Source organism: Shinella sp., from assembly GCF_049651085.1.
GTDB lineage: Bacteria > Pseudomonadota > Alphaproteobacteria > Rhizobiales > Rhizobiaceae > Shinella.
Genome location: NZ_JBASBL010000009.1, coordinates 317,858 through 341,255, shown reverse-complemented (window position 1 = coordinate 341,255; position 23,398 = coordinate 317,858). Strand labels below are relative to the sequence as shown.

Below are 23,398 nucleotides of genomic sequence, written 5' to 3'. Positions count from 1 at the left end.
GCGGCCTTGGAGGCCGCCTTTTTCATTGCCCGACGGCGGTGGTCGTCGTGTCCTCGACGGTATTGCCGAGGCGTCGCCACTGGTTGTCATAGTTCTTGCGCGTCACCGGATCGAAAACGGCAATCGGCGTCGAGACGACGATGCTGGCCGCGCTGCCGACCGTCTGGGCGGTGCCGAGTGCGACGGCGCCGAGCCGCTCGCCGAGACCGACCTGCGAATCCGTCACCGCCTGCCCGTCGATCAGGCGATTGCCGATCAGGCGCACGACTTCAGGGCTTTCGGCAAATTTGCCGTGATTGAGCCGGTCACCGGATTTGAGCGCCGTCAGGTCGAGCACGGTGATACCCTGGTTCTCCAGCATGCTGCGGTAGGGCTCTTCGGCCGGGTTGATCTGGCCGAGCCGGTCGACATTGCCGGAAATCCGGCGCGACAGCGTCAGCGCCCGGTCATCGCGCGAGACGAACAGGGTGAATTGCGGCCGGTCCTTGGCTTCCTTGCCGATTGCTCTCATCTGCTGGCCGAACACGTCGACGTCGAGATCGGGCGAGGCAAGGATGACCTGCTGGATCTTCTTCGGCACGCGTCCGTCGCGGATCGCCATCTGGCGCAGCGTTTCCACCGCAAGCCAGGTACCCATGGAATGGGCCATGATGGTGATTTCACCGACCTCGGGCGTATCGACGGCATAGCGCAGCAATTCTTCCAGCGCATCGCGCGAATAGTTGGTGCTTTCCTTGTCGTAGGAATAATCGAAGATGCTGGCGCGCGACGGCCAGGTGAAGATCACCGGCGCAGCGTCGGTCTTCGAATCGTGCACGATCTGCGCGAAGCGGTAGACGGCATCCTCATAGCGATTGTTGAAACCATGCACGAAGACCAGCACGCGCCGGCTTTTCGGCAGGTTGCGACCAAGCCAGGCGCGACCGGCCTTGACCCCATCAGCCGGCGTGATGCTGACCGTGGTGAAATCCTTCATGGGATCGGCTGGAAGCTTTGACGGCCATTGCACCTGGCCGACCTTTCTGTTGCCTTCCGGCGGGATCGACACGACGATATCGCGCATTTCGAGCTGGGAGCCACGCTCGCCGGAGAAAAGAACACCGGGCTGGCCCGAAGGCGCGCGCGTCGTGGCGACAAGCAGGTCGACACTCGAAGTGCCGGCAGGCGGCTCGCCACTTGGCACCATCACGCCCTCCGGCCGTCCGGCGCATCCCGCCAGCACCACCATTCCGGCGAATATCACGCTACGCAATACGCGCGGCATCGTGCGGTTCATCATGGTCCGCGTCCTTCCGCTTCCCTGTTTCGCCGGCACTGTGCACGCACCGTTCCCTCCTGCTTAGCCGAGCGGCAGGCAGTTTTGAAGAGACGCCGTGCCGGAGGGAGAAACATGAGACATCGCGACGCTGCCGCGTGTCATATTGGCCACGCACCGCAAACCGGTCTGAATGTTATGAAATCGACTGGAAGGAGGAAATGGCGCGCTGTGCCGGGTGAAGATGATAACTACGTCTACGCCATAGCCCTCTAGATTTTGGAACGAGGGAATGGCTACTATGGGGTTGTAAGCAGACCGCCCGCTTTTGCAGATCATCTGACGGTAAGCGGACCTTGTGCACTTCAGCCGGGCCAAAAAACGACCATTCTTTCTTCTAGGAGAGATTTCGGCGACGAGCACACTTTGCGAAATCTGGCGCCGCTAGCTCTGACTGCTCTGACGATCTCTGGCGCCGGATGCTTCCATTTTTTGTGGATCGGTTGGGCGGCTGCTACCCAGAGCTCCGCGTCGATCACGAAAAGCGATGTATCGAAATTATGCGCCGAGCCATGGTGAGGCAGCATAAATGTGGTCACCCAATCCACCTCATCACGATAGTAATTCTGGAACCTCCGCACCGTTAGGGGATCCTTGAAGCCTACATCCCCGGTTCCCATCCAGCCGACGCGCGCTTTCGCGAACACCTGTGAATTGCACAGCACGGCGCCGGCTTTCTGCGGCTCGGCCGGCCCCGAATACAACGTCAAGGAGGTTTCGTTCTTATCGCCGAACGCCTAGGCATAAGCACGGGCAACGGCGGTACGGTGCTTGGTCACCAGGCGGCGACGTTCCTTTTTGTCTTTTACCTTTTCTCCGAGAGTACCTCTGGACCAACCCAGTGCCACTTCCACCGCTGTGCAGAATGCATCGCGGTCCCGCTGCGAAGTTCGCTTGACATAGGGCTTCAAGACCCATCCGCCTTCCGTCCCTGGCCCAACGTCGAATTCAATGCGCTGCACGACGGTTGCCCCCTCAGGCAATCGACGCGACGTGGGCCAGGCACTTTCCCAGCCCATAGGATCCTTGCCCTTCCACGGCATGCCATCAGGGCCGGAACGAGGAGGCTCCGCTGGTGGCAGTTCGAAAAAACCCAAACCACCTTCGTCCTCGTCATCCGCCTTTACCATGATGATCTGCCGCGGACCGAAACTTGCCATGGTACCGAGGGGATCAACGACAACATCTTCGTGGAAGCGTTCTGCAACGCGTTCGCCGCTTGTCGCCGCGCTTCTTCCGAACGCGATCATGCGATCAAGATCATCCAGATACGGCATCACGATCGTATCGACCCTCAGCCCCTTTTTCTCGTGCAGTAGATGAGGAATGCCACAGATATGGTCTCGGTCGAAGTGCGACACGAAAAGCATATCGAGTTGGCGGGAGGGTCGTCGGGCCACGATAGAGCGCACGGACTGGACCACACCCGCGATTGGATCGGAACCGCAGTCGTAAACATACATAAAGTCGGCAAAGGGTATAGGCGTCGCTGTAGGCACGGATTCCCGGATACCGGCGAACAGCGGCAAGCGTCTGCTCGCCGATGTGGCTGTCCTCACGAACGCCGACAACAGACTGCAGAATCTTCACCGCACGCATCGGGCCGGGCATCACCCCGTTGTTGAACACGAAGTAGTCGAGGCCGGGCGGCAGCACGTCGCCGCCACTCTGCGGCCAGTAGGAGCGGCGATAGATGTCCTCCGCCTCTCGCAGGCTCATACCTATCACCTGTGCTGCGGTGACGGTCCGCACGCCGCGGTGAGCCGCCGGCGTCGCCCCGGTGATCCCGTATTTGGTGCCGACCAGCACGCCGTTCAGGTAGTTGCCGCGATCTGTCGGCGCGCTGGAATAAGCGCCCTCGTCACCGAAGATCAGCTCAAGCGCGGTAGGGAGTGTTTTGCGTACCATGATGCGCCTCTTTGGTTGAGGCGATAATCGGCGTGAGAGGCGGTTGCTGCAAAGCACAGCGCCATGGCGTGAACTTGCAATGGTCGGGTCAATATGCTTAGCAGGCTGGGAGCAATAGGAGTGGAGCGAGCATTGGATATGCAGCCAGCGAATTTATTTGGGCGCCAGGAAAGCTACTCTCGTGTCTCCAAGGAAATTGCCCCCGGCGATGGCATGCTCAAGAACGACCCGGAGCACTACTTTACTGTCGGCGCCAGCGCGTCCGCAGCGATTCATGACGCGGCGCGCACAGCGCGAATGGAGCCAAAGAACATTCGCCGCGTTCTCGACTACGCTTGCGGCTATGGCCGGGTGCTGCGCTGGCTGAAAGCCGATTTCCCGAACGCCTACCTTCTAGGGGTTGATGCCGATCCCAAAGCAGCCAAGGCAGCGTCGGAGGTCCTAGGAGTTCCAACGCGCCCGCTCGACATCCAGTTAACGGACAGACTGGATGATCCGTTTGACCTGATCTGGGTCGGGAGCCTTTTCACTCATCTGCCGAAAGCCGAGATGAAGCGGGTCTTGACCTATTTGGGTGCTCACCTCACCAAGGGCGGCCTTCTCGTCTTCACCACTCATGGCGATCTCGTTGCCAACAGGCTCGCGTCCAGAAGCCGAGACTATGGCCTAGTCGAGGAAACGATCGACCCTGTTTTGCAGGACTACCAAACCGATGGGTACGGCTTTGCCAGCTATCCTAAACTCCCCGGATACGGAATTTCAGTTTCGAAAACGTCGTGCGTGATGGCTCTGATCGAGGCTGCGGAGATGACACCGATCCTCTACAAGGATCGAGGTTGGGCAGCACATCAGGACGTGTTCGCCGCGCGTGGCTAACTGCTCACGCTAGACCCTTTCGAAAATACCACTGCGGACATTGCGGAGCGCATCAGGGCAAGGTTCTGATAGACACTGGGGCAATCCAGACCGCCTTCTTTTCATCACTCTTGCCCGTCCCAACGCCAACATTCGCTGGCTGCACCGCGGCGAAGTCTCCGCCCTGACAGGCAAGAGCCTTCACACCGGCAATCATGGGCTGAGCGGTCATTTATACCAGCCCGAACGATAGTGGCGCCTCTCGTGCCGATGCCATGGTTACTTCTGGAGCGCCAAGGAGCGCTTCAGCGTTGGCGTCCAATTTAACCCATACGCTCGTGTCTCCCTCCCAATCAGCAATGAAATCACCAGAGAACAGGTTCATCAAATTGAGAGGGGACATAATTTCCTTGACGCCAGAGATGCCCTTTTTGTTCGGTTCTCCGGATGACAGCCAATGCTCAAGGGCCTTCTTTTCTACAAGGCTGTCCAGCCCATCGCACCAGCTACCAAGAACATAGTCTCCGGCTTGGTCTTTGTAGTCGACGCAAACGTGCATATCCGTTGTTCAAGAACCGCCGGTACTGGCCGGCATGTCAGGCGTTCCTTGATCGCAGATACGGACTCACCTCACTATCACCGTCGGCCAATCCCGGCGTTGATGAGGAGAAACCATGGAAACGCAAAAGATCGGCCTGAAAAACGGCCGAGAGGTGACGGAAGCGTTGCTTATTTCTGGGTGGCGTCCGCCGTCTCCCGGAATGTCGGTGACTGTCCGCGAGAAAACTGTGCGCCTCACCGGCACAATGACGAGACAACGACGCAGGCGAGAAGCCTCACATCTGAATTGAAGCAATAGCTTGCTCACCGCATACTGGGTAAGCCGGAGGCATTCGACGGGAAACTCAAGTCGTTGATCAGGATGTATCAAACGACGAAGGGCTCCGGGTATCACGAAGTGAAGACCAACACCCACGCAATGTACGACTACAGCCTGAACCTCCTGGAAAAGGATTGCGGCATGTCGGCTCGACAAGCTGACCGGTCTGGACATTCGTGAAGCGCATTGCCGACAACACCGAACTGATCCTTCCACTTCTTCAGCGGATCCTTGCCGGTGATGCGGATCGTCCAGCCTCGTCCGTTCGCCGGGAAACCTTTTGGCCCGGTCAGCGAGCGAAGGAAACGCATATAGGCGTCGCTATAAGCGCGGACCAGCGTGGCCACGCCGCCCGGATACCGTCGAACGGCGGCAAGCGTCTGCTCGCCGATGTGACCATCCTCGCGGACGCCAACGACAGCCTGCAAAATCTTCACCGCACGCATCGGTCCGGACATCACCCCGTTGTTGAACACGAAGTAATCGAGGCCGGGCGGCAGCACATCGCCACCGGCCTGTGACCAGTAGGAGCGGCGATAGATATCTTCGGCTTCTCGCAGGCTCATTCCACGCACCGCAGCGCCTGAAACCGTCTTGACGCCGCGGTGAGCCGCCAGCGTCGCCCCGGTGATACCGTGCTTGGTGCCGACCAGCACGCCGGTCAGGTAGTTGCCGCGATCAGTCGGTGCGCTCGAATAGGCGCCCTCGTCACCGAAGATCAGTTCGAGAGCGGTAGGGAGTGTTTCGCGTGCCATGATGCGCCTCTTTGGTTGAGGCGATAATCGGCGTCAGGAGAATGGGCGCAAAGCACAGCCCTGATGGTCAGTCGCGGGGTATCGGGGGAGTCGGTAGTTGTTAGACGCGCATCAGGTGAGCCGCAGCGGCGTGCGGCTGAAATCTACAGGCAAAGAAAGCCCCGCGCTGGGCGGAGCTTTGATCGGCACTACATTGGTAGGAGGCTAGCTCCAGCCTAACACAATTTCAAGTCATCCTTCTGCAGGACGAAATATGAATGACTCGTATATCCCTGCCACGCCACCTTCGGGATAGAAAATCGCTCCAGATTCTTAGGCGTCTCGACCTTCAGGAGGTCATGAGGAGGCAAGTTAAACACCTTACCAAGGCTCATATCTATATCGTCGCGTCCAAATTTTCGAACGTGATCGTCTTGCCCGAACCGACGTTCCTTCTCCTTCGGCGTGAGAGGCCCAAGATCCTCCTCATAGCATCCGGACATAAATGGGACACTGAAAATGTGCCTTCCTGAGTCTTTAAGAGCGCGGTGCAGATGATAAAGAACCGCCGTCACGTTGCAAGGTATGTGCTCCATTACATGTACATGGAGGATCAAATCGTAACTATTTGACTTGAGTTTTTCAGTATCGTTGACCAGATCGAACCGCTTAACGTTAAATTCCTTTGAGTACAAACTTGGATTAATGTCGTACGCTTCGTAGTTATCCCCAACAATACTTTTCAGATAACGACCGATCCCAAGCTCAGGAGCAAAATGCATCACTCTCATTCCTGGCTTAACTGAGAATATCTTATCAAAGATTACTTTCAAAACTCGGGCGCGTTCAACCGAATAGCAGGACATACATCTCGCGTTTACCCGATTTTTGACGTCCGCAAACTCGGTTCCCCCACAAATATTACATTTGCAACTCATTCCCACCGTCCTTTTCGCAATATAGAGTTGGATTGTGTAGGCAGCATCCATCATGGTCAATACAGATGTGATAGCCAAGCCTAACGCAATCACACCTTCTCATGCCTTGCTGGCCCCTATCCGCCGCGATCATGACGACGAAGCCGGAGCGTTGGCGTCAAGCCGTATCCAGTTTGTGCCTGCTGAGTAGACAATTCCCGGTCCGCCTCCATACCCGTCACTCGTGTAGGCCAGCATTCTAGAGTGTGGCGTTGGCGAACCTAGTTCCGCCAATGTTTTATTGGGAAGCTTGACCATGCCATTAAAGAACCCGCCCACATTGTCATCCGATTGGACGCTGCACATCAGAACACCATCCTTATGCTAGGACATGATGCCCCCATGATTCACCAGCCTATTGAACTGCGCAACAGAAGCAGCAGATCGTATCGCGTTGAACAATCCATCTTGCGAAAGGCCGATACCTACGTCTGAGATTGAACCAATCGACTGCTTGCCTATCGTAAATCCACCAGACAAAGGCGATAGGTAAGGCGATCTGCTAGCCGACAGATTGACATAAGGTGACGAGGCATCCGAAATCCGGTTCGTGCTATAGAAATTAGACCCCCTTGGTGTGGCCGAGCCTTCCATTATCCCCATGTAAACCTTGTCGATGATGTTCCCGAAAACGTTGTTATGTTCGGCAGGATATCCCTCGCGCACGCCCAGGCGCTCGAATTTGAACTCACCTTGCGCCAGATCGACGTGATCGGGCGATGGGAGAAGATCGACGACGAGGGCTTCGGCGGCATCGTGGATCGAGGCCGCCGTTGGGTTGACGGCCTCCTCTGGTCGCATCTCGACGAGAACGGCATCCTGTTAAAGGACACCAGCAAGACCGGGCAGGAAGCCGAGCACGACACCATGGCCTATCCATTCCTCCGCAAGATGATCGAACTCATCCCGCAGGAGTAGCGTATCGGGCCGATGATCAAATGCGAAAGCACCGGTCTGCCCTATCGCTACCGGCATTTTGCTGAGCGCTGGCGCGAGGTGGCAACGGAAGCCGGCGTTCCAACGAATGTCTGGAACCGCGACAGCCGCGCCGGCGGCGTTAACTAGGGATCGGACGCTGGCGCCGACATCGAGCATCTGCGGCACCACGCCAACCACAGCAACGCCGCGACGACGCAACGCTATAACCGGAAAACGATCGAGAAGACCCGCACCGTGGCGCACTTGCGCGTAGCGGCACGCGGAGGAAAGAACGCAGCAGAAACGTCCGAGTAGGAACGCCTCCAGAACGCGGCCGCACTTCGATTTGCAGGAACCCCCTGAGATACAAGGGAATAGATGGCGCACCCGAAGAGATTCGAACTCCTGACCCCCAGATTCGTAGTCTGGTGCTCTATCCAGCTGAGCTACGGGTGCGCTGGCAGGGGCGATTTGTTGCCCGGCTGCGAGGCGATCTCCTAAAGGGTAGTCAGACGCTTGGCAAGCGCCTTTCGATGAAAAAATGTACTTTTTTTCATCGAGCCGTCACATCCCGGCCCGCACCACCCCGCAATCAGGCCCGGTGGCGGAAGGCGTCGAGGGGAACGGGACGGTCCGGCAGCTCGATGCGGAAGAGCGTGCCGGGCGTTGACTTTTCCACAAGGGCTATCGTGCCGCCATGGGCGAGCACCAGTTCGCGGGCGATGGCAAGGCCGAGGCCGGTGCCGCCCGAGCGTACAGAGCCCCGGAAGGCGGCAAAGAGATTTTCGCGCGCCTTGGCGGGCATGCCGGGGCCGTTGTCGTCGATGGCGATGGCAACGACGCTGCCGGTGCGAAGCCCCGTGACCAGCACGGCGCGCCGCTCGATACCGACATCCTGCAGCAGTGCCTGGACGGCGTTGCGGCAGAGGTTGTGAATGATGCGGAAGAGCTGCTCGCCGTCCGCATCGACCTCGAGGCCGGGCTCGACCTGAAGCACGAAGTCGATGTCGCCGCGCGTATCGAGCGCCAGCACCTCTGAGACTTCCATCACCAGCGGCCGCAGCGCAACGAACCTCCGGCGTGGCTCCGGCTCACGCATGCGGCCGTAGGAGAGAACCTCGTTGGTGTAGCCCACCGCCCGGTCGATGCTGCGCAGCAGCTTTGGCGCGACGCGCTTGACGACCGGATCGTCGACGTCGGAAAGGCGGTCGGACATCAGCTGGGCGGAGGAGAGGATGTTGCGCATGTCGTGGTTGATCTTCGACACGGCAAGGCCGAGATCGGCGAGGTTCTTCTGCTCCTTCAGCGTGCGCTGCAGCGTCTGCTGCATGGCCGCGAGGTGAATACCCGCGACGGCGATCTCGTCGCGTCCACCCGAGGGCTCCAGCACGCGGGCCGGATTGGACGGATCGGCAGCAAATTCCTGGATGTTCGCCGTCATGCGGCGCATCGGGCGGATCAGCAGGCGATTGAGCGCGAAGAAGATCGGACCGGCCGTGGCCAACGAGATGACCATCGACAGGATGAAGACGTTGCGCGCAGCCCTCAACATGGCGCGGCGCAACGCGTGCTCGTCGAGCAGGAGTTCGATGCGCGTCGTCGTTTCACCAACCGGGCCATAAACGCGAATGATGCGATCGCCGCCGAAGAGCATCGTATCGATCGCGTCGTAGACCGAGGCAAGCGTCGAGACGTCGGTGAGGTCGTACTGCGCATCGACGCTCCGCGGCATATCGATGGCGGCAACCACGCGCGAGGCGTCCTCTTTCTTCAGCACGATTGCCTTGGCGCCGGTCGCCAGCAGGGTTTCCTCCTGCACGTTGCGCGGCAACTCCTGGTCCGGCAGCCCCTCGATGACGACACTGGCGGCAGCGGCGGTATTCAACCGGTCACGCAGCCACATGAGGCGCATATTGGCGATCGAGGGGACGAAAATCAGCACTTCGGCGATCAGCACGAAAACGGCGGTGAGGAGCAGAAGCTTGCCGGAAAGGCCGGAAAGGAAGCCGACCGCCGGCACCGGCGCCTCGGTCAAGGACGGCATCCCGTCTCTCTCCACCATGTCTCAAACTCCCGGACATGCCGCAACGCGGCGCTCACATCGCGTCGAAGGATCGACGATGCACCCTCGGCCACAGCCGACAGCCAATTATAGGAGATTGCGGCGATTTTTCCAACGCCGCGGTAAAAAGCAAAACGCGGCGGGCCGGGGCCCGCCGCGTCAAACCAACAGATCCGCTTGCAGATCAGAACTCTTCCCAGTTTTCCTGGGCCGCTGTCGCCGTGGCGCGGTTGCCGCCGAAGGCGCGCGCGACATTGCCCATCATGCGGCGGGCCGGTGATTCGACCGGGCGCGTTTCGGCCCGCACGGCAGCCATGCGCTGCACGGCATCGCCGGTGCGGAAGCGGGCGACGAGATCGGCAAGACCGTCCGCCTCACCCTTCAGCTTGTGGGTGGCGGCAGAGGTTTCCTCGACCATCGCCGCATTGTGCTGGGTGACCTGGTCCATCTGGTTGATGGCGGTGCTGACCTCCTGGAGGCCGGTCGCCTGTTCACGGGCGGCCGTGGCGATCGAATGGATGCGATCGTTGATGGTGACAACCCGGGTCTCGATGTCGGACAGCGACGTGCCGGTCTCCTGCACATATTTGACGCCGATGGAAACTTCGTCGCCGGACTTGGTGATGAGGCCCTTGATGTCCTTGGCGGCGCTTGCGGCGCGCTGGGCAAGCTCGCGCACTTCCTGCGCCACGACGGCAAAGCCCTTGCCGGCTTCGCCCGCTCGCGCCGCCTCGACGCCGGCATTGAGCGCCAGGAGGTTCGTCTGGAAGGCGATCTCGTCGATCACCGAGATGATCTGGCTGATCTCGCTCGAAGCCTGCTCGATGCGGCCCATCGCATCGATTGCGTTGCGCACGATATCGCCGGACTGCTTGGCACTGCGCGTCGCCTCTTCGACCATGGCGCTCGCCTCATTGGCGCGCTCGGTCGAATTCTTGACGGCCGCGGTGATCTCGTCCAGCGCGGCGGAGGTTTCCTCGAGCGCGGCTGCCTGCTGCTCGGTGCGCTTGGAAAGATCGTCGGAGGCGGTGCGAAGCTCGCCGGAATTGGCGTTGATCGCATCCGTCGAGGCGCGCACTTCACGCATCGTACGCTGGAGCGTGGCGAGCGTCGCGTTGACGTTCTGCTGCAATTCCGCGAAGGCGCCGCGGAAGCTGCCGTTCATGCTCTGCGTCAGGTCGCCTTCGGCAAGCGCCCCGATGACCCGGCGGGTTTCGGCAATGCCCTCCTCGACACCGCCGACAAGCTCGTTGACGCTGCGCGCGAAGCGGTTGAGATCCTCATTCCCGTAGTCCTTGCTGATGCGCGAACTGAAGTCGCCAGCCGCAGCCGCATGGACCACCGTCGCGATCGAGGACTGCAGGTCGGCGCTCTTTTCGCGCAGGATCTGCTCCTGGGCGTTGAGATCGCGCACCGTGATGGCGTTCTGGCGGAAAATCGCGACGGCACCGGCCATTTCGCCGATCTCGTCCTTGCGGTCCGCATAGGGGACTTCCGTGTCGAGATCGCCGCCGGCAAGCCGCTTCATCGTCTCGGTGACGTTCTGGATCGGACCGCTGAGTTCATTGGTTGCGATATAGAAGGCAATGCCGCCACCGAGCACGAGGCCCACGCCGACCGTGCCGAGCACCAGCGTCAGCATCAGCGTCTCGAAGGACGCGATGTCCTCCTTGATCGCGGCCAGGTTCTGGTTGTCCGTCTCGACGACCGCATCGATCTCCTGCTGGAAAGCCTTGCGGTTGGCGCGATTGCCTTCGTTGTTGCCCTGCTCGTTGGCGGCAGCAACCGAGACCGTGGTGCCGAGGCGGGCGGTTTCCATGCGGAAGGTGCGGAAATCGGCCGCGCGCGCGGCGACGGCCTCGAAGGCGGCATTCTGTTCAGCCGGCACAATCGGGCGCCATTCGTTCAGCGTCTTGTCGATGCCGTCGAGTTCCTTGGAGATGCCCTCGGCAAACTTCTTGGCGCCCTCCATATCCTTGGACGCGTAGATGCCGCGCGCTTCCATCACCACAGCCGTGACCTGGCGGTTCAGGTGCTCGCCCAGGAAGGCGCGGTCGGCGGCATTCTCATATTGGCGCAGCGTCTTGCTGTATTCGGAGACGACATGAACGGCGATAGCGCCGATAAGGACGGAAATGAGGCCCATCACGCCCACGATGAGGTAGATCTTACCGCGTATTTTCACGAAACACTCCGAAATCATGAATACAGATCGGCAAGACGGCATCCTCCACCTCACCCTTTGACGCGGAACGGTAAACCTTAAAGGTTAATTAGATTTTGATACAACCCGCCAGATCTTCCAGTATATCCCAGACTCTAAAATTTAGAGGCAGCGAAATAAGCGGAAGAATCAATACCCTCGTCGAATGCAGCGCGGACGTGAGCTGACAAAACACAATCCCGACACAACCAGAAGCCGCAAATCCGTTAACGACTGTGACAGACTGGTGTACGCCGTCGCCGCAATTGACTTTTGACCGGATTTACCCTTATAAGCCGCGCACGTCTGGAAACATGCCCTCCCGCGAGGGCCGGGGTGTGCCGGACTTTGAACGCTCCTTGCGTATCGCAAACCCAAGAAGGGCCGCACACCGCGGTATTAAATAAATGTCGAAGCGTACCTACCAACCCTCCAAGCTTGTTCGCAAGCGTCGTCACGGCTTCCGCGCCCGCATGGCAACCAAGGGCGGCCGCAAGGTTCTGTCCGCGCGCCGTGCACGCGGCCGCGCAAGCCTCTCGGCCTAAGGCCGTGCCTGCCCGAACAGAGGCGACGGGCAATGAAGAAAACTGTTAGACAATCTGCTGTCGGACGGCTGAAAAGCCGTCCGCAGTTTCTTTTTGTGCGCGAGGGCGAGAGGCGCAAGGGACCGCTGTTCCTTCTCGAAGTGCGCGACCGGCAGATGCCGGACGAAGCGCCCCGCGTCGGCTTCACCGTTACCAAGAAGCACGGCAACGCCGTGGAACGCAATCGCATGCGCCGACGCCTGAAAGAGGCGGTGCGGCTATCGGCCGGGTTTGCAATGGAGCCCGGACACGACTATGTGGTTGTCGCCAGACGGGACGTGTTGAGCGCGCCCTTCAAATCCCTTGAAGCCGGTCTCAAGGACAGAATCGCGACAAGGCAGAAACAGAAGCAGCAGCGCCCTGCTGCTCCCGGGAAAGAGTGATGGAAAAAAACCGCAATTATTTCGTGGCGATCGCGCTGTCCGTGCTGATCCTCATTGCCTGGCAGTTCCTCTATGTGAACCCGAAACTGGAGAAGGACCGCGCCGCGCTCGAAGCGCAGCAGGCCGCACAGGCACAGCAGACGACGACGTCCGGCGGCACTGCGGCTACCGGCACGAGCGGTACGCTGCCCGGCGGCACCGTCGCCGCCACTGCGACCGAGACGCGCGAGGCAGCACTTGCCCGCTCCGCGCGCATCGAGATCGACACGCCCTCGCTCTCCGGTTCCATCAGCCTGGCGGGCGCCCGCTTCGATGACCTGAAGCTCAAGGAATTCCACGAGACCGTCGACAAGACGAGCCCGATCATCACGCTGCTCAGCCCCGCCGAGACCGAACACGGCTATTTCGCCGAAATCGGCTATGTCGGCAGCGAGGCGACCGGTACGGTTCCCGGCCCGCAGACCGTCTGGACGCAGGACGGCGCAGGCAAGCTGACGCAGACGACCCCGGTGAAGCTAACCTTCACCAACGACAAGAACATCACCTTCACCCGCACGATCTCGGTCGACGAACATTACATGTTCACGATCAACGACAGCATCGAGAACCGCACGGATGCAGCAGTCGCGCTGTCGCCCTATGGCCGCGCGACGCGCTTCTTCAAGCCGACAGATCCGTCCGTCTACGTGCTGCACGAAGGCTTCATCGGCGTTCTGGGCGAGCTCGGCCTGCATGAAGTGAAATACACCACGACCGAGGACGACACGACGGTCGCCCCCGGCAAGGCGACGGGCGGCTGGCTCGGCATCACCGACAAGTACTGGGCGACCGCGCTGGTACCGCCGCAGGCGACGCCCTACGAGACGCGCTTCTCCTACTTCAAGGACGGCCGTCCGCGCTATCAGGCCGACTACCGTCAGGACGACATCACCATCGCGCCGGGCCAGACGATCGAGGTCAAGAACCTGTTCTTCGGCGGCGCCAAGGAAGTGCCGATCATCGATCAGTACGAGACGTCCTACGGCATCCCGCAGTTCGACCTGATGATCGACTGGGGCTGGTTCTGGTTCTTCACCAAGCCGATGTTCCAGCTGATGGACTTCTTCTACCGCTACTTCGGCAATTTCGGCATCGCGATCCTGATCACCACGATCGTCGTGAAGGGCCTCTTCTTCCCGCTTGCCAACAAGCAGTACGCCTCCATGGCGAACATGAAGAAGATGCAGCCGAAGATGGAAGAGCTGAAGGCCAAGCACGGCGACGACCGCATGGCGCTGCAGCAGGCGATGATGCAGCTCTACAAGGAAGAGAAGATCAATCCGCTCGCGGGTTGCTGGCCGATCCTCCTGCAGATCCCCGTCTTCTTCGCGCTCTACAAGGTGATCTACGTCACGATCGAAATGCGCCACGCGCCGTTCTTCGGCTGGATCCAGGACCTGTCGGCACCCGATCCGACGTCGCTGTTCAACCTGTTCGGCCTGCTGCCCTTCGAGGTGCCGCAGATGCTGATGATCGGCGTCTGGCCCATCATCATGGGCATCACCATGTTCCTGCAGATGCGCATGAACCCGACGCCGCCGGATCCGACCCAGGCGATGATCTTCACCTGGATGCCGCTGGTCTTCACCTTCATGCTGGCGACCTTCCCGGCCGGCCTCGTGATCTACTGGGCCTGGAACAACACGCTCTCGATCATCCAGCAGGCAATCATCATGAAGCGCCAGGGCGTGAAGATCGAACTCTTCGACAACCTGAAGGGCCTGTGGAGCAAGAAGACAAAACCATCCTGACCACGCTTCAGGCGAGACAGGAAATGATTGGAGGCCCCGGTTCGACCGGGGCCTCTTTTCGTTTCGGGCTAAGGGTTTCTGTCCGTTGACGGTGGGAGCAAGTCGAAGCGCGCGGCGAAACGGAGCCCTCGATCCGGGCAGGCAGCAACGCGCCGGATGCCGGCCTTGCCCGGACCATGCCGCCCAATAAAATGGCCGCCCCGTTTCCGGGACGGCCATCAGCCTGCGTGAGAGCAGACCGGCTTACTTCTTGTGGCGCTTGCCGATTTCGTCGACGGTAATGAAGCCGTCGCCGTTGCGGTCGCGCTGCTTGAACATCGCGGCCGCTGCGGTTTCCATCTCAGCCTTCGTCACCGTGCCGTTCTTGTCGGCATCAGCCCGCTCGAACATGCGGACACCCATCCGGTCCATCCGCGCCTCGCGCAGCGTCTGGCGGGCGGCATCCCTGGCTTCGCCTTCGGTTGCCTTCACGGCATGGAAGGCCTTGCGGGCGTCCCGGAAGGCTTCCCGCTTGGCATCGACCTCGACCTTCGTCACGTCGCCGCTCTTGTCCGCGTCGAGGCGCTGGAAGGTTTCCGCGGCACGCGCCAGCATCTCGTCCTGCGAGATCTTGCCGTCCTTGTCGGTGTCGAGGCGCTTCAGCATGCGCTCAGCGCGCTCCTCGCCGCCCTTGCCGTGATGTCCCTTGCCCTTGCCGGGACGGGCATCCGCCGTGTCGAGAACGCCGTCCTTGTTGCTGTCGCGACGCTCGAAGACCTTTTCCGCGGAGGCGAGGACTTCGGCCTGGCTGAGCGTTCCGTTCTTGTCGGCGTCGGCCCGCTCGAACATCTTGCCCGCGCCCGGCATCCAGTATGGTCCGGCCGCGCGGAGCGCCTCACGGGCCTTGTCCTTGTCGGCGTCAGCCGCGTCGCGGACGGCCTTGCGGGCATCCTTGAATGCCGCATGGCGCGCCTTGATCTCGTCCTTCGTCACTTCGCCATTGCCATCGGCATCGAAGGTCTTGAAGGCGGTGGAGATGTTCGTCTTGAACTCGTCGAGCGAGACCTTGCCGTTCTTGTCGGCGTCGAGGCGCTCGATCATCGCCGCATGGCGCTGGTGGTGCTTTCCCTCGCCCTTGGCGGCGAATGCGGGGGCGGCTACGCCCGAAAGAAGAAGGCCTGCGGCAACGGCGCCGAGAAGAAGTTCCTTTTTAGCCATGGTCGTTCCTTTCAATCCATCTTTGTCCCTGAGAGGAAGATAGAAGGAACGGCGGCTCGCACCAGTTACAAATTGGTAATTCAACCTTTTGACTGGAAAGGGTTTTTTCCGTGTCTGGATTGTGGCGCGCTGCCTAGAGCAGCGCGTTGAGGAAGGCCGTGAGGTTCGACGTCATGTAGTCGATGTGCCTGTCCTCGTCCGACCGCTTTTCCCAGGCGTCGGTGAATTCGTGATTGTCGTCCTGCGGGACGAGCAGCACCGTCTTCATGCCGAGCGTCTTCGGCACGAGAAGATTGCGCGGCAGATCCTCGAACATGACGGCATGGTTCGTATCGACCCGGTGCAGGGACATGAACTTGTCATAGGTCGCGCCGGCAGGCTTGGGCACATACTCGGCGGCCACGATATCGAAGACGTCATCGAAATGGTGAAGGATGCCGAGGGCCTTTGCCGCCATCTCGGCATGCTTGACGCTGCCATTGGTGAAGATGAACTTGCGGCCCGGCAGCGCCTGGATCGCCTCGCCGAGCGACAGGTCCGGCGACAGCACGCCGTAGTCGATCGAATGCGCCTTTTCGAGAAAATCGGCCGGGTCGATCTTGTGATGGATCATCAGGCCGTTCAGCGTCGTGCCGTGATCGTAATAGTACCGCTTCTGCAAGGCCCGCGCGTCTTCGCGCGAAAGGCCGAGCAGGGCCGAGACATAAGCCGTCATGTTCTTGTCGATCTGGCCGAAGAGATCGACGTGATGCGGATAGAGCGTGTTGTCGAGGTCGAAGACCCAGTCACGCACATGGTTGAAATCGGCTTTTTTCGGAAGATCGCTCATGGGCTGTCTTATGGCACGCCCGACCGCGAAGGGAAACGGTATTTTCCCTGCGGAACCGGGAGAGGCAATGGATTTGCCGCAACCCGCATGCTAGCGGCAGGGCATGGAAATCTGGGTACTCATCACGATCGCGGCGGCCTTCCTCCAGAACGTCCGCTCCGCCATGCAGAAACACCTCAAGGGACGAATGGGCACGACGGGCGCGACCTTCGTGCGCTTCGGCTTCGGCATGCCCTTCGCGCTGCTCTATATGGCGGTTCTCGCCTTCGTGCTCGAACGGCCCCTTCCGGTTCCCAACGGCACCTTCTTCCTCTGGGCGATCATCGGCGGCGTCGCGCAAATCGCCGCGACCTTCCTGCTCGTCCACCTCTTCTCGTTCCGCAATTTCGCGGTCGGCACCGCCTATTCCCGAACCGAACCGGCACAGGCCGCTCTCTTCGGCCTCGTTTTCCTGGGCGAGCGCGCTTCCGCCGGCACGCTGATCGCCATCGCGATCTCGGTGGCCGGGGTCATGGTGATTTCGGTTGCCCGCAGCGTCGTCTCCGCGCGCTCGCTGTTCACATCGGTTCTGACGCGCACCGCAGCCATCGGCCTGCTGTCCGGCACGTTCTTCGGGGTCTCAGCCGTTGCCTACCGTTCAGCCTCGCTGGCGCTGGCCCCGAGCCTGCCGACGCCCGACTACGTGGTGCAGGCAAGCTACACGCTGGTTTTCGTCATCGTGCTGCAGACCGTGCTGATGTTCGGCTGGATCCTGACGCGCGAGCGAGCGGAACTGCCACGCATCGCGGCGGCGTGGCGGCCGGCGCTCGTGGTGGGCTTCGTCGGCGCGACGGCCTCCTTCGGCTGGTTCATGGCGATGACGCTGCAGCAGGCGGCAGTGGTGAAGGCGCTGGCGCAGGTCGAAATGCTCTTCACCTTCGCCTCCACCGTCTTCATCTTCAAGGAACGCATCAACCGGCTGGAGATCCTCGGCTGCGCGCTCATCGTCGTCGGCGTGCTGGCGCTCGTCGTCTACGGCTGAGCGCCTTTACCCGGGCAGCCCGCCACGCTAGCTTGCGCCACGAACGCACTGCACAAGGACAAGATGCGGATGGACGGATTCATTCGGAGCGCGGGGGAATTCCTGCTGCTGCTCGCCGTGATCTACGCGGTGACCGTCGCGATCTATTTCATCCTCGGCTTCGGCATCACCTGGCTGAACGAACGCAATCCCGAGAGACGCATCCAGAAGGACCGGCGCGGCGAGAAACGCAAGATGGCGGAAATCCGCCTCAGCATGGCCTCCATCCTCGTCACCTGCCTCTCCGTCTCGATCGGCCTTTTTGCGCAGTACAAGGGCTGGGCCTGGACGCCCTGGGCGTTTTCCTGGTGGACGGCGGCGCCGCTCTTTCTGCTCGCCATGGTGCTCTTCGACGCCTGGTTCTACTTCGCGCACCGCCTGCTGCACACCAGGGCGTTCTACCGCTTCCACATCGAACACCATCGCAGCGTCGCGCCGACCGTCTGGAGCAACGATTCCATCGGCCTCGTGGATACCGCCCTGTCCCAGGGCTTCTATGCGGTGATCGTCTTCATCGTGCCGTTCCCGCCGGTCATCCTGCTGGCAAACCGGCTGTTCGACCAGGTCAACGGCACGTTCGGCCATGCGGGCTTCGAATACTTCGCCTCGAAGACCGCGCGCCATCCCTCGCCCATGCTGTGCACGACCTATCACGACCAGCATCACGCGGAGTTCAAGGTCAACTTCGCGAACTACTTCTCGTTCTGGGATCGCGCCATGGGCACGATCTCTCCGGTCTACGACAAGCGCGTCGAGACCTTCGAGAAGGAAGCTCCGCCGCTGAAGCTGACGCTCGACAGGCAAACAGCGCCGCACGGTGGCGACGCCTCCGCCTGATCGGGATCGACGATCAGGGAACGATCAGCGTGCCCGCGCCATGCTCGGTGAAGATTTCGAGCAGCACTGAATGGGCCGTCTTGCCATTGAGGATGACGACACCCTGAACGCCCGCCTTGATGGCGTCGATGCAGGTCTCGACCTTCGGGATCATGCCGCCGGAAATCGTGCCGTCCTTGATGAGCGCACGGGCCTCGGCGACCGAAAGCTCCTTGATGAGCTGGCCGTTTTTGTCGAGCACGCCGGGAACGTCCGTCAGGAACAGCAGGCGCGTGGCGCTGAGCGCCCCGGCAATGGCGCCGGCGAAGGTATCGGCATTGATGTTGTAGGTATGGCCGTCGCGGCCGGGGGCAACCGGCGCGATGACCGGGATCATTTCGGATTTCGCAAGCAGGTCGATGAGCGTGCGGTCGACCTCGACCACCTCACCGACAAAGCCGAGATCGAGAACGCGCTCGATATTGCTGTCCGGGTCGACCACGGTCTTCTTGGCCTTCTCGGCGAAGACCATGTTGCCGTCCTTGCCGCACAGGCCGATCGCCCACTCGCCGGTCTGGTTGATGAGCGCGACGATTTCCTTGTTGATCGAGCCGGCCAGCACCATCTCGACGATCTCGACCGTCTTCCGATCGGTGACGCGAAGCCCTCCCTCGAACTTCGATTCGATGCCCATCTTGGACAGCATCGCGCCGATCTGCGGCCCGCCGCCATGCACGACGATCGGATTGACGCCCGACTGCTTCAAAAGCGCGATATCGCTGGCGAAGGCCTTGCCGAGTTCCGCATTGCCCATGGCATGGCCGCCATATTTCACCACGATGGTCTTGTTTTCGTAGCGCTGCATGAAGGGCAGTGCCTGGGCGAGAAGGCGGGCTTGGGTTTCGCTTTCGGATAGGGACATGACGGCCTCGCAGAATTGGACGCGGCCTGTTTAACGCATGTTCTCCAACGATGGAATGATTCCCGGACGAGATTGCGCAAGGCCCGGCAAAAAGACTAGGGTTGTCGGCAACAGGCAAGGAGCCGCGTGTGACGGGCATTGAGATCTCCTACCTTATCGGCCGCATCTGCCTGAAGGACCGCAAGGCCTTCGCCGCGCTCTATGATGCCAGCGCCCCGAAACTCTTCGCCATCTGCCTGCGTATTCTCCGGGACAGGGGTGAGGCGGAAGAGGCCCTGCAAGAGGTCTACGTGAAGATCTGGCAGCGCGCCGATCGCTACATGGCCGGCAATGTACATCCGATGGCGTGGCTCGCCGCGATCGCGCGCAACCATTCCATCGACGTCATTCGCGCGCGAAGACCGGTGGCAACGGACATCGATGAGGCTTATGATATCGCCGATCCGCTGATGTCGCCGGAGGAGGCTGTCGTCATGCGCTCGGAAGGCCGGCGGATCGACGCCTGTATGGAAGAATTGGCCCCCGACCGGGCATCAGCCGTGCGGCGTGCCTATATAGAGGGCCTGAGCTATGAGGAACTCGCCGATATCCACGGCGTGCCGCTGAACACGATGCGAACCTGGCTTCGCCGAAGCCTGTTGAAACTGAGAGAGTGCATGAGCCGATGACGGCGTCCGACAAAGAGATGAGAGACCCCCGCCGCGACGAGGTGATCGCGGGCGAATACGTGCTCGGGGTACTTTCCGCCGAAGACCGCCGCAAGGTGGAGGCGCGGCTTGCCAAGGACCGCCAGTTTGCCGCCATGGTGAACCGCTGGGAGGAAAACCTCTCCACCTTCAACGACGACTACGAGACGCTGCAACCGCCGCCGCGCGCCTTCTCCGCCATCGAGCAGCGCATCCTCGGCCCGGCCTCACCGCCGGATGCGGCTTTTGCCGGCAATGTCGCAGGCGGTTTCTGGAATTCCCTGGCGCTCTGGCGTGCGCTTGCCTTCGCCTCGCTGGCGGTTGCCGCCGGGCTTGCCTTCTCGATGAGCGCGCTGCTTGCGCCCCGCACCGTCAGTGGCGGACGGCTGGTCGCGGACCTTGCGGGTGAAGGCGCCGCGATCAATCTCGTGGCTCGCTATGACGAGGCGAACGGGGCGCTGCGCGTCACGCCGGTCGCGGCAGGCAAGGAAAAGGAAAAGTCGCTCGAACTCTGGCTTGTCGAGGACGGCAAGTCGCCTGTCTCGCTGGGCGTGCTGCCGCAGACCGGCGAAGGGGAGCTGGCGGTACCTGATCGGATGCGCGGCCGCCTCGTTCAGGGCGCGGTGCTCGCCGTCAGCGTCGAGCCTTTCGGCGGCTCGCCGACCGGCAGCGCGACCGGCCCGGTCATCGCATCAGGCGCTGCCCGGTTCGACTGATCGCACCGGCAATGTGCATGAAGGCCGCGCCTTGCGCGGCTTTTTTTGTTTTTCAGTCAATGGCCTGCGAGAAATACCCCCTGTCCTGAAACTCTTTTTCCCAAGCTCCCGTTGCTCGCAATGATCGCCCATCGGGCATCGCAACCGGGAGGACCCGCATTCCGCGGGCCGAAAAGAAGGACGACCCATCATGATCCGTTTCACGCTCCGCACCGCCGCTCTTGCCTCGGTCCTCACGCTCGGCGCCTTCGCCGCCCATGCCGAAAACCCGATGGTCGGCGGCGCGCCCATGTACGAAAACAAGACCATCGTCGAGAATGCAGTCAACTCGAAGGACCATACGACGCTGGTCGCCGCGGTGAAGGCCGCCGGCCTTGTCGAGACGCTCTCGGGCACCGGCCCCTTCACCGTCTTCGCGCCGACCAACGCCGCCTTCGAGGCGCTGCCGGCAGGCACGGTCGATACGCTGCTGAAGCCAGAAAACAAGGACCAGCTCGTCAAGGTGCTGACCTGCCATGTCGTTGCCGCGGATGCCATGTCCGAGGCGATCGGCAAGATGATCAAGGACGACGGCGGCGCGCATCCGGTCAAGACCGTGGGCGGCTGCATGCTGACGGCCAAGATGGACGCGGACAAGATCACCTTGACGGACGAGACGGGCGGCGTCGCGACGGTGACGGTTGCCGACGTCAAGCAGTCGAACGGCGTCATCCATGTCATCGACAAGGTTCTGCTGCCGAAGGCCTGACACCACCAGGGGGCAGACCTTCCAAAGCCCTGGCCGCCGGTTCTACCGGCGGCTTTTTACCGGGTGATCGCGGTGATGATGGCGCTGCGCAGGTCGTCGAGGCCGCGGCCCTTCTCCGACGACGTGGCGATCACTTCCGGATAGGCGGCGGGCCGCTTGGCGAGCTTCTGCCGCGTTTCATCGAGCAGGCGGGGCACGCCGGCATCCTTGATCTTGTCCGTCTTCGTCAGCACGACCTGATAGGAGACGGCCGCCTTGTCGAGCAGGCCGAAGACCTCCTCGTCGTTCGACTTGATGCCGTGGCGGCTGTCGACCAGCACATAGACGCGCTTCAGCGTCGAGCGGCCGCGCAGGTAATCGAAGACGAGCCGGGTCCAGGTATCGACCTGTTCCTTGGGGGCCTGCGCATAGCCGTAGCCGGGCATGTCGACGAGGGCCATCGGCGGCAGGTCGTCTTCCGCACCCGAGAAACCGTCCGGCACGAAATAGTTGAGTTCCTGCGTGCGACCGGGCGTGTTCGACGTCCGCGCCAGGCCCTTGTGACCGACGAGCGCATTGATCAGCGACGATTTTCCGACGTTCGAGCGCCCGGCAAAGGCGACCTCCGGCGGGCCTTCCGGCGGCAGGAATTTCATGGCGGGCACGCCGCGGATGAAGATCCACGGCCTGCCGAACAGCGGCTTGTCGCCCGGTGGCGTCGTCTCGGTCATAAGTCTGGCCTTTGTTGTCAGGCCCTTCGCTTCCGGGTTTTGGCCGCGAAAGTCAAGCGCGCCGCTGCCGCCAGAGCTCGAGGCCGAGATAGCAGACGAGGGCTGCAAGCACGATGAGGCCGCCAACCACGGTCCGCGCGCCGGGTATCTCGCCATGGACAACGGCGACCCACAGCGGCGCCAGCACGGTCTCTGCGGTACCGAGAAGGGCGGCCAGCGCCGACGGGACGAGGCGCACGCCGGAGACGAAGAGAGCAAGGCCGAGGCCAAAATTCAGCGCGCCGAAAACCACGAGGACACCGAGTTCCACCGCGGTCACAGCAAAGCCGGAGGCCTGGCTGGCTGCCATGCCGGCCGCCATGACCGTGCCGAGAAAGACTGCTGGCGTCATGCGCACATGGGCGAAGCGGCGGGTGATGATCGTCGCGGTGGCAAAGGCAAAGGCGATGAGGATGGCGAGCGCGTCGCCCGTCAGCGAGACGCGGCCGCCAAGCGATTCCGAAACCATGATGGCCACGCCGCCGATCACCGCCGCGATGGCGACCCAGGTATGGGCCGAAACCGTCTCGCGGAAGAAAAGCCAGGCCATCAGCGCTGCAATCAGCGGCACGCCGGCCTGGATCAGCACCACATTGGCGACCGTCGTATAGGCAAGCGCCAGAATGAAGGACGTGGAGGCGGTGGCAAAGCACATGCCGACGGCAACGCCGGCAAGCCCCATGCCCTTGAAGAGTTGCAGCGTACCGCGCGGTCCATCGCGCAGAAGCATGAAGCCGAGCAGGAACAGCGCGGCGAAGAGCGAACGCCAGAAGACAATGGTCCAGCCGTCCTCGATGGGAAGGAAGCGGGCCAGAGTACCGCCGAAACTCCACACGACGGCGGAGCCGAGCACCAGGGTTGCGCCATAGCCCTGTCCCCGGCTGTCCGGCAGGATGGGAGTGACCGGAAGCGTAGAGGCGGACATGGGCGCTCGCACGAACGGGATTTTGGCGAGCATGCCAAGAAAGTGCCCGTTTCGCTTGCATGCCAGCGACGCTGCGATGTCGCAAGCGGCGCTCGGCGCCCAGTCGAAAACGCCCCGGCTTCATTTTGCCGGGGCGGCTTT

General features: G+C 61.4%; 26 protein-coding genes and 1 tRNA gene. 12 read left to right on the top strand and 15 right to left on the bottom strand.

What is annotated here, in order from left to right; translation table 11 throughout:
• Window positions 1-22 precede the first annotated feature (22 nt).
• The 4 genes from WA950_RS06940 to WA950_RS06925 form a co-directional block, all read right to left on the bottom strand.
• Window positions 23-1,279, bottom strand: coding sequence for an alpha/beta hydrolase (locus WA950_RS06940; protein WP_424550953.1), 1,257 nt, complete (start codon window positions 1,277-1,279; stop codon window positions 23-25).
• Between the two features lie 341 nt (window positions 1,280-1,620).
• The gene (locus WA950_RS06935; protein ID WP_424550952.1) at window positions 1,621-2,025 is read right to left on the bottom strand and encodes a hypothetical protein; all 405 of its coding nucleotides are present in this window, start codon (window positions 2,023-2,025) and stop codon (window positions 1,621-1,623) included.
• 27 nt (window positions 2,026-2,052) lie between these two features.
• Window positions 2,053-2,592 carry a hypothetical protein gene (locus WA950_RS06930; RefSeq protein WP_424550951.1) on the bottom strand — a complete coding sequence of 180 codons (540 nt, stop codon included), beginning with the start codon at window positions 2,590-2,592 and terminating at the stop codon, window positions 2,053-2,055.
• Window positions 2,576-3,223 (bottom strand): glycosyl hydrolase 108 family protein, encoded by a 648-nt coding sequence (locus WA950_RS06925; RefSeq protein WP_424550950.1) that lies wholly within the window; start codon window positions 3,221-3,223, stop codon window positions 2,576-2,578. Before WA950_RS06925 ends, WA950_RS06930 begins: the two co-directional genes overlap by 17 nt.
• Window positions 3,224-3,361: 138 nt before the next feature.
• Between WA950_RS06925 and WA950_RS06920 the strand changes: the two genes are divergently transcribed.
• Window positions 3,362-4,099 carry a class I SAM-dependent methyltransferase gene (locus WA950_RS06920; RefSeq protein WP_424551001.1) on the top strand — a complete coding sequence of 246 codons (738 nt, stop codon included), beginning with the start codon at window positions 3,362-3,364 and terminating at the stop codon, window positions 4,097-4,099.
• 211 nt (window positions 4,100-4,310) lie between these two features.
• Here WA950_RS06920 and WA950_RS06915 read toward each other — a convergent pair whose 3' ends face one another.
• Complete coding sequence (locus WA950_RS06915) at window positions 4,311-4,637, bottom strand: hypothetical protein (protein WP_424550949.1); 327 nt, start codon at window positions 4,635-4,637, stop codon at window positions 4,311-4,313.
• Window positions 4,638-4,752: 115 nt separating this feature from the next.
• On the opposite strand from WA950_RS06915, the gene WA950_RS06910 reads away from it, so the two are divergent.
• The gene (locus WA950_RS06910; protein ID WP_424550948.1) at window positions 4,753-4,929 is read left to right on the top strand and encodes a hypothetical protein; all 177 of its coding nucleotides are present in this window, start codon (window positions 4,753-4,755) and stop codon (window positions 4,927-4,929) included.
• Between the two features lie 136 nt (window positions 4,930-5,065).
• On the opposite strand, the gene WA950_RS06905 is transcribed toward WA950_RS06910, so the two are convergent.
• Both WA950_RS06905 and WA950_RS06900 read right to left on the bottom strand, forming a co-directional pair.
• Window positions 5,066-5,713, bottom strand: a complete 648-nt coding sequence (locus WA950_RS06905) for a glycoside hydrolase family 108 protein (RefSeq protein WP_424550947.1) — start codon at window positions 5,711-5,713, stop codon at window positions 5,066-5,068.
• A 215-nt stretch (window positions 5,714-5,928) separates the two neighbouring features.
• Window positions 5,929-6,474 carry a class I SAM-dependent methyltransferase gene (locus WA950_RS06900; RefSeq protein ID WP_424550946.1) on the bottom strand — a complete coding sequence of 182 codons (546 nt, stop codon included), beginning with the start codon at window positions 6,472-6,474 and terminating at the stop codon, window positions 5,929-5,931.
• 834 nt (window positions 6,475-7,308) lie between these two features.
• Between WA950_RS06900 and WA950_RS06895 the strand changes: the two genes are divergently transcribed.
• Window positions 7,309-7,587, top strand: a complete 279-nt coding sequence (locus WA950_RS06895) for a hypothetical protein (protein WP_424550945.1) — start codon at window positions 7,309-7,311, stop codon at window positions 7,585-7,587.
• A gap of 12 nt (window positions 7,588-7,599) precedes the next feature.
• Window positions 7,600-7,734, top strand: coding sequence for a hypothetical protein (locus tag WA950_RS06890; RefSeq protein ID WP_424550944.1), 135 nt, complete (start codon window positions 7,600-7,602; stop codon window positions 7,732-7,734).
• A 232-nt stretch (window positions 7,735-7,966) separates the two neighbouring features.
• Here WA950_RS06890 and WA950_RS06885 read toward each other — a convergent pair.
• From WA950_RS06885 to WA950_RS06875, 3 genes are all read right to left on the bottom strand, one after another.
• Window positions 7,967-8,043 (bottom strand) — tRNA-Arg (locus tag WA950_RS06885).
• A 136-nt stretch (window positions 8,044-8,179) separates the two neighbouring features.
• On the bottom strand, window positions 8,180-9,649 hold the full coding sequence (locus WA950_RS06880) for a sensor histidine kinase (RefSeq protein ID WP_424550943.1): 1,470 nt from the start codon (window positions 9,647-9,649) through the stop codon (window positions 8,180-8,182).
• 184 nt (window positions 9,650-9,833) lie between these two features.
• Window positions 9,834-11,834, bottom strand: coding sequence for a methyl-accepting chemotaxis protein (locus tag WA950_RS06875; RefSeq protein ID WP_424550942.1), 2,001 nt, complete (start codon window positions 11,832-11,834; stop codon window positions 9,834-9,836).
• A gap of 425 nt (window positions 11,835-12,259) precedes the next feature.
• On the opposite strand from WA950_RS06875, the gene rpmH reads away from it, so the two are divergent.
• The 3 genes from rpmH to yidC are packed head-to-tail and all read left to right on the top strand — an operon-like array spanning window position 12,260 to window position 14,609.
• Window positions 12,260-12,397 (top strand): 50S ribosomal protein L34, encoded by a 138-nt coding sequence (rpmH, locus tag WA950_RS06870; protein ID WP_117367779.1) that lies wholly within the window; start codon window positions 12,260-12,262, stop codon window positions 12,395-12,397.
• Window positions 12,398-12,429: 32 nt separating this feature from the next.
• The gene (gene rnpA, locus WA950_RS06865) at window positions 12,430-12,819 is read left to right on the top strand and encodes a ribonuclease P protein component (RefSeq protein WP_424550941.1); all 390 of its coding nucleotides are present in this window, start codon (window positions 12,430-12,432) and stop codon (window positions 12,817-12,819) included.
• A complete protein-coding gene (gene yidC, locus WA950_RS06860) occupies window positions 12,819-14,609 on the top strand; it encodes a membrane protein insertase YidC (protein WP_424550940.1) in 1,791 nt (596 codons plus the stop codon). Before rnpA ends, yidC begins: the two co-directional genes overlap by 1 nt.
• Before the next feature lie 243 nt (window positions 14,610-14,852).
• Here yidC and WA950_RS06855 read toward each other — a convergent pair whose 3' ends face one another.
• The gene (locus WA950_RS06855; RefSeq protein ID WP_424550939.1) at window positions 14,853-15,806 is read right to left on the bottom strand and encodes an EF-hand domain-containing protein; all 954 of its coding nucleotides are present in this window, start codon (window positions 15,804-15,806) and stop codon (window positions 14,853-14,855) included.
• A gap of 133 nt (window positions 15,807-15,939) precedes the next feature.
• Entirely contained in the window at window positions 15,940-16,635 is a 696-nt protein-coding gene (locus WA950_RS06850; protein WP_424550938.1) for a pyrimidine 5'-nucleotidase, read from the bottom strand.
• Between the two features lie 103 nt (window positions 16,636-16,738).
• Here WA950_RS06850 and WA950_RS06845 point away from each other — a divergent pair, with 103 nt between their 5' ends.
• Both WA950_RS06845 and WA950_RS06840 read left to right on the top strand, forming a co-directional pair.
• The gene (locus WA950_RS06845; RefSeq protein WP_424550937.1) at window positions 16,739-17,656 is read left to right on the top strand and encodes an EamA family transporter; all 918 of its coding nucleotides are present in this window, start codon (window positions 16,739-16,741) and stop codon (window positions 17,654-17,656) included.
• Between the two features lie 69 nt (window positions 17,657-17,725).
• On the top strand, window positions 17,726-18,532 hold the full coding sequence (locus WA950_RS06840) for a sterol desaturase family protein (RefSeq protein ID WP_424550936.1): 807 nt from the start codon (window positions 17,726-17,728) through the stop codon (window positions 18,530-18,532).
• A gap of 13 nt (window positions 18,533-18,545) precedes the next feature.
• Here WA950_RS06840 and argB read toward each other — a convergent pair whose 3' ends face one another.
• Entirely contained in the window at window positions 18,546-19,433 is an 888-nt protein-coding gene (argB, locus tag WA950_RS06835; RefSeq protein WP_424550935.1) for an acetylglutamate kinase, read from the bottom strand.
• 128 nt (window positions 19,434-19,561) lie between these two features.
• Here argB and WA950_RS06830 point away from each other — a divergent pair, with 128 nt between their 5' ends.
• From WA950_RS06830 to WA950_RS06820, 3 genes are all read left to right on the top strand, one after another.
• Window positions 19,562-20,101: a sigma-70 family RNA polymerase sigma factor gene (locus tag WA950_RS06830; RefSeq protein ID WP_424550934.1), complete on the top strand. Its 540-nt coding sequence runs from the start codon at window positions 19,562-19,564 to the stop codon at window positions 20,099-20,101.
• Window positions 20,098-20,835, top strand: coding sequence for an anti-sigma factor (locus WA950_RS06825; protein ID WP_424550933.1), 738 nt, complete (start codon window positions 20,098-20,100; stop codon window positions 20,833-20,835). Before WA950_RS06830 ends, WA950_RS06825 begins: the two co-directional genes overlap by 4 nt.
• 190 nt (window positions 20,836-21,025) lie before the next feature.
• Window positions 21,026-21,583 carry a fasciclin domain-containing protein gene (locus WA950_RS06820; protein WP_424550932.1) on the top strand — a complete coding sequence of 186 codons (558 nt, stop codon included), beginning with the start codon at window positions 21,026-21,028 and terminating at the stop codon, window positions 21,581-21,583.
• Window positions 21,584-21,639: 56 nt separating this feature from the next.
• Here the strand turns inward: WA950_RS06820 and yihA are convergent, their stop codons facing one another.
• Together yihA and WA950_RS06810 are read right to left on the bottom strand one after the other, a co-directional pair.
• Window positions 21,640-22,293, bottom strand: coding sequence for a ribosome biogenesis GTP-binding protein YihA/YsxC (gene yihA, locus WA950_RS06815; protein ID WP_424550931.1), 654 nt, complete (start codon window positions 22,291-22,293; stop codon window positions 21,640-21,642).
• A 52-nt stretch (window positions 22,294-22,345) separates the two neighbouring features.
• Window positions 22,346-23,257, bottom strand: a complete 912-nt coding sequence (locus tag WA950_RS06810; protein WP_424550930.1) for a DMT family transporter — start codon at window positions 23,255-23,257, stop codon at window positions 22,346-22,348.
• Window positions 23,258-23,398 lie beyond the last annotated feature (141 nt).

What these genes read in the sequence shown, in the direction of transcription:
- yihA (WP_424550931.1), bottom strand. Translation starts at nt 22,293, where the DNA reads ATGACCGAGACGACGCCACCGGGCGACAAGCCGCTGTTCGGCAGGCCG.
- WA950_RS06930 (WP_424550951.1), bottom strand. Translation starts at nt 2,592, where the DNA reads ATGCCGTATCTGGATGATCTTGATCGCATGATCGCGTTCGGAAGAAGC.
- WA950_RS06820 (WP_424550932.1), top strand. Translation starts at nt 21,026, where the DNA reads ATGATCCGTTTCACGCTCCGCACCGCCGCTCTTGCCTCGGTCCTCACG.
- WA950_RS06915 (WP_424550949.1), bottom strand. Translation starts at nt 4,637, where the DNA reads ATGCACGTTTGCGTCGACTACAAAGACCAAGCCGGAGACTATGTTCTT.
- WA950_RS06900 (WP_424550946.1), bottom strand. Translation starts at nt 6,474, where the DNA reads ATGCATTTTGCTCCTGAGCTTGGGATCGGTCGTTATCTGAAAAGTATT.
- WA950_RS06845 (WP_424550937.1), top strand. Translation starts at nt 16,739, where the DNA reads ATGGAAATCTGGGTACTCATCACGATCGCGGCGGCCTTCCTCCAGAAC.
- rpmH (WP_117367779.1), top strand. Translation starts at nt 12,260, where the DNA reads ATGTCGAAGCGTACCTACCAACCCTCCAAGCTTGTTCGCAAGCGTCGT.
- WA950_RS06840 (WP_424550936.1), top strand. Translation starts at nt 17,726, where the DNA reads ATGGACGGATTCATTCGGAGCGCGGGGGAATTCCTGCTGCTGCTCGCC.
- WA950_RS06940 (WP_424550953.1), bottom strand. Translation starts at nt 1,279, where the DNA reads ATGATGAACCGCACGATGCCGCGCGTATTGCGTAGCGTGATATTCGCC.
- WA950_RS06905 (WP_424550947.1), bottom strand. Translation starts at nt 5,713, where the DNA reads ATGGCACGCGAAACACTCCCTACCGCTCTCGAACTGATCTTCGGTGAC.
- WA950_RS06855 (WP_424550939.1), bottom strand. Translation starts at nt 15,806, where the DNA reads ATGGCTAAAAAGGAACTTCTTCTCGGCGCCGTTGCCGCAGGCCTTCTT.
- WA950_RS06850 (WP_424550938.1), bottom strand. Translation starts at nt 16,635, where the DNA reads ATGAGCGATCTTCCGAAAAAAGCCGATTTCAACCATGTGCGTGACTGG.
- WA950_RS06880 (WP_424550943.1), bottom strand. Translation starts at nt 9,649, where the DNA reads ATGGTGGAGAGAGACGGGATGCCGTCCTTGACCGAGGCGCCGGTGCCG.
- yidC (WP_424550940.1), top strand. Translation starts at nt 12,819, where the DNA reads ATGGAAAAAAACCGCAATTATTTCGTGGCGATCGCGCTGTCCGTGCTG.
- WA950_RS06825 (WP_424550933.1), top strand. Translation starts at nt 20,098, where the DNA reads ATGACGGCGTCCGACAAAGAGATGAGAGACCCCCGCCGCGACGAGGTG.
- WA950_RS06910 (WP_424550948.1), top strand. Translation starts at nt 4,753, where the DNA reads ATGGAAACGCAAAAGATCGGCCTGAAAAACGGCCGAGAGGTGACGGAA.
- WA950_RS06810 (WP_424550930.1), bottom strand. Translation starts at nt 23,257, where the DNA reads ATGTCCGCCTCTACGCTTCCGGTCACTCCCATCCTGCCGGACAGCCGG.
- WA950_RS06890 (WP_424550944.1), top strand. Translation starts at nt 7,600, where the DNA reads ATGATCAAATGCGAAAGCACCGGTCTGCCCTATCGCTACCGGCATTTT.
- WA950_RS06895 (WP_424550945.1), top strand. Translation starts at nt 7,309, where the DNA reads ATGTTCGGCAGGATATCCCTCGCGCACGCCCAGGCGCTCGAATTTGAA.
- argB (WP_424550935.1), bottom strand. Translation starts at nt 19,433, where the DNA reads ATGTCCCTATCCGAAAGCGAAACCCAAGCCCGCCTTCTCGCCCAGGCA.
- WA950_RS06920 (WP_424551001.1), top strand. Translation starts at nt 3,362, where the DNA reads ATGCAGCCAGCGAATTTATTTGGGCGCCAGGAAAGCTACTCTCGTGTC.
- WA950_RS06925 (WP_424550950.1), bottom strand. Translation starts at nt 3,223, where the DNA reads ATGGTACGCAAAACACTCCCTACCGCGCTTGAGCTGATCTTCGGTGAC.
- rnpA (WP_424550941.1), top strand. Translation starts at nt 12,430, where the DNA reads ATGAAGAAAACTGTTAGACAATCTGCTGTCGGACGGCTGAAAAGCCGT.